The 4,281-nt window shown below is 44.7% G+C and carries 2 protein-coding genes; both read left to right on the top strand.

Annotation, left to right across the window (positions count from 1 at the left end; all coding sequences use genetic code 11):
* Window positions 1-2,806: toxin VasX (locus tag KIO97_RS21665; RefSeq protein ID WP_373417331.1), on the top strand; the 2,806-nt coding region annotated here is incomplete at its 5' end.
* A gap of 2 nt (window positions 2,807-2,808) precedes the next feature.
* Window positions 2,809-3,759: a hypothetical protein gene (locus KIO97_RS21670; protein ID WP_285383909.1), complete on the top strand. Its 951-nt coding sequence runs from the start codon at window positions 2,809-2,811 to the stop codon at window positions 3,757-3,759.
* The last annotated feature ends 522 nt before the right edge of the window (window positions 3,760-4,281 follow it).

Below are 4,281 nucleotides of genomic sequence, written 5' to 3' on the forward strand. Positions count from 1 at the left end.
TTTTCACATCTTCAAATATGCGCAAACCCAAACGCCGACCGGTGTGATTGAAAAGTTTGAGAAATACTATTTCACCAATGAAGAAAACGCTCAAGAGGGATTAACACTCGATACCTCATCGGGCTCCACGTTCTATCCTTTTGCGTTTGTGACGCCGAAAGCGAAAAAGATTTCCATCGTCTACTCTGAGCACGAATGGTCTGCCGCCATCATTGATAACATGAACAGCGATGAAGAGTTGCGCAAAAAGGCGATGCAGCAGGTGGATTTGACTGCGCCGCAAACCGACTTTAGCCAAGCGGCTACACAAGATAACCTCAGCGCCTTGGTGGAAGACTATCGCCGTAGCGATGAAAAATGGCTGGCTCTTGAGAACAACAGTCAAGCCAATCCGATGGGGCTCGATGTGTTCACAACGGAAAATAACCACTACCTATCCCCTTTAGGGATAGTGGAAACCATGCAAAAAAGTCACAGTGAAAAGAAAGATGGCACCTTAGTTGCGCTCTTCGATCCCGTTGGGCGACAGAGTGACATTGCCTTCGCTCTTTCGATGTTATTTGCGATTGAACAATCCGACCAAGCCAGTGAAATGTACCCGAAAACCATTGGTGAGTTCATTTTACAGCTCAACCACGGCTCGTCAGATGATGCGCAAATACAAGCGGCCATCAACGAGAATATCGATGTGGCAGCGCTGACGGAGTTCTATCAACAAAGCCGTGAAAAGAGCGAAGCGCTCAGTGCGTTGCGAGTCGAATATTTGGAGTTATTTTCAGCGTTTGCTTACCGAGATTTGGCAGATGGCGCCATCGGCTCACTCGATGGCTATCTGGAGCTGTTCTTTGATTCTCAAAGCGCCGTGGAGCCTTTTAAAGAGCTGCAAAAGCTCAACGCGACCATGTCAGCCATGTTCGGTAGCCTTGGCGCCACAAAAGAAGGCCATAATGCCGTTGTTAGCATGATTAATGCGGCTTACGAAGAAGGGGCAAACAATACCTATCTCACGTTTGAAGAGAAACTGATGCTTATCTTGCTCCAGTGCCAAGATAACGTGGATTGGGCAAAGCTGGCCACAGAACTGGCGGAAAATACACCGAATGTCTTTCAGTTTCTCTGGAGTTGGACTGCCGCAGTCGCAAAATATGGCCAAGGTTATGTGGTTAACTCTGCGCTGCAATTAAGGCCGGTGGCGTATTCTGGATTGCTGAACTTTATTCCTGTCTTTTTCGAAAAAGGTTTTGGGATCAAAGAACTCGATGGCACCGTCAGAGTAACGCTTGATGAGTTGGGTCGCATCTTAGCGAAGAACATCGACTCCAATGGAAACAATCATTTCCCAATGTTGAAAGCGCAAAGTGCCTTACCATTTGCCCGAACGCTTATCACTTGGGGAAAGCGAGAGAAAGCCGTGACGTTACCAGATTGGGAAAAAGTCGCGAAAAAATCCCCACTTCCCACGCTCACGATGCCGAACTACAGCCATCGTTACGTGGACTATGAAGCTGAGACCACTCAGGCCTTACTCGGAAAGACACTTGATGGCGCCCTGTCGATGCTTTCTTTAAGGGCCAATATTGACGTGTTAATGCAATTAACGCAAATCAATGGATTTGAGCAAGCAGATCCAACCACTCCCCACAACTGGGTGGCGCCAACGCAAACGTTGTCAACGGCCGTCGCGGCGATCTCTGCTGCAATTGTCGATAAAACGGGTGCGCAGCGCGCGCAGTTATTACTGGCGAACAAAGCGTTAAATTCTCGCTATTTTTATTTTGCCGTTCGGATGGGGCTGCCTTCCTTACTCGCTGCTGCCACCAAAGGTGGGGCTAAATTAGCCAGTGCGAAGATAGATACAAAACTGGATCATATGAAAGCTGCAGACTATGCGGCAAATTTAACTCGTTTGATTGCGGTGTCTAACCTCGCGCTGTTGGTGTCGTCCACCGCCGAGGCAGTAGACGCCTATGATTCAGGAAATCGAGGCTTGATGTACGCGAACATCAATAAAATGATAAGTTACTCTATGTTTGCAGCTGGCCCTATCTTAACCATGCGCGGAATTTCCTCAACGGCGATACAATCTGGTTACTTTGCCTTGATTGGTTTTGCGCTTTTACTCGTTGCGGAGGGGATGAAACTCAAATACAGCAAGTCAGAGCTCGAAAATTTGCTGTTTCGCTGCTTTTGGGGCAGGAGTGAGAAATACTCATTTTGGTATTTTGATGGTGCAGGTAATTTTGATATTTCTAAGCGCTTATATATTGCAGCTGCCGAATATGATGATAGAAAGATTCAATTAGCTCTTGAGGTTGAGCAACAAGAGTTTATGAACCTCTTATTGCGGCCTGAGCTTAAAGTATGGGTCCAAGAAGAGTTATCTCCGACAAGGAAAATCTACGGTTATCGTATGCGTCTGCCAGGGTTTACGCCTGGCGAATCGAATGTTATCGGAGCCGTTTGCAGCACGAAGCAGCGTCCAGTCGATATTATGCAACCGATTAATAAGATGGTGAGATACCATGCCGTTGAGAATAAATCAGCCACACAGGCGTTCCAACAAGCTCTTAATGATGCGGTACACAGCGATGACTTCTTTAAAAGAGAGCTTATCGATGGCACGTTGCACCTAAACTTCGAGGTTGAAATGGAAAGTGAGCACGGTGAGGCTCTGAATGTGCACTGGTATTACCAACAGAGCCCTGAGGTGGTGGTGCCAAAACGCATGCTTACCTCTAAAGGTGTGTTAGAAAAAACGTATTTTGGCATGGTTGATGATAAGCCAAGCAGTATAGAACAGGATTAAAAATGAAAAGGTCAAACAATCAAGGTTTCTTAATTAGATACCAATACCCACAAAGGCTCAGTAAATCGCGAGAGACCTTTGCTTCCCAATTTAAGCCGATAAAGCCCGCTCATGATCCGTTAGAGCCTTTTATGACGGTGACTGATGATGTCATGACGGTGCGTGATGCAAGGCACGGTTTACGGTTTGCCTTCCTCTTACCTTTGGTTATTGGGCTTTGGGTTTTGTCGTTCCTGTTTATTGACCGTATTGGCCCTCATCCAGATGAGGTAGTTTATGCTAAAGAAAAAATTTCATATTATGAGAATAAAGAAAGAGAAAGACTTCCATACGATAAGCAGCGGAAGGCTTATTTTGAGGCTTTTTTTAGCGAAAATGGCGACTACTCGTTTTGGAACTATCTTAATGCAGTAGCTAAATACAGTTCTGAACGGCATAGAGAGTCAGTGTATTTTTATATTTCTATTTCTTTGATTGCACTTTTTCTCGCCATATCTGCGACGGTCTTTTTTGTGAAATCCCCGAAGCCTGCGCATATATACTTCGACCGAAAGCGTGGTCTTGTTTACACTTGGTTTTTTGGACGACTGGCCGCTTGCCGTTTCGAGAATTTAGGGTTCTTAGAGCGTAAAACAGGACTGCTTCTCTACTTATATTGCGAAAACAAAAAGCGTAAAGGTGGCTATGATGTCTTTCCTGTCACCGTTCAGCCAACAGGGAAAGTACACCTCAACTCAGAAAGGGATAATAATTATTTCTTCGCTCAAGTGTTTAACTTTATGGACAACGGAAAGAGCGCGGTAATAACCGGCAAGAGCTTCCATCGACCGGAATCAAAAACGTACTTTTTTGTCGATAAAAGACCAGAGCCATTTGAAGAACGCTTAGAAAAACTCCTCGAACATGAACACGTGTTACCTGATCTGTATGAAAATCTTAAGGTTGTGAATTAAACACCTTACCTGGTGATGTGAGGGGCGGCTTTTACTTAATGAGCTTTAATTCAGAGGTGGATTGACCTATTTGTATAACAAAAGCTCGTCAGCGATTGACGGGCTTTTTTAAACTAATATATACTAGTTTCATAACGCATCAGACGTTTTAAATCTTGGCAAGTGCTACCATTCATAATCGAGTGGTGCCAGCCCAAGATTATGATTGATAGCTTTTCTTATTATCAATCCATCAATTCAAAGGTGATCTTCATGATTACTTCATCGATTGTTCCGGCTCAGGAACGCTTCAGATTTAAGGTAAGGAAAGTCAAAGTTTCCTTACCTTTGAAAGAGCAAGCTAAATCGAAGGTAATTCAATCAGTTGTGATTGGTTTGTGGTCGTGATATGTCTGAGTGGTGTAGGAGGTGTTGCTGAAATGTTGTCATGGTCAAGTTTGCTCAAATTGCAGATAAACTTATCCACAGGAAGGAACTAAGCTGACCTCAATTGCCCTTCCAGAACTGTCTGTCTTATCAATT

This window comes from Vibrio sp. B181a (assembly GCF_030248375.1).
Lineage (GTDB): Bacteria > Pseudomonadota > Gammaproteobacteria > Enterobacterales > Vibrionaceae > Vibrio > Vibrio campbellii.

Excerpts from the sequence above, each read along its gene's own strand:
- KIO97_RS21670 (WP_285383909.1), top strand. The coding sequence starts at position 2,809 with ATGAAAAGGTCAAACAATCAAGGTTTCTTAATTAGATACCAATACCCA.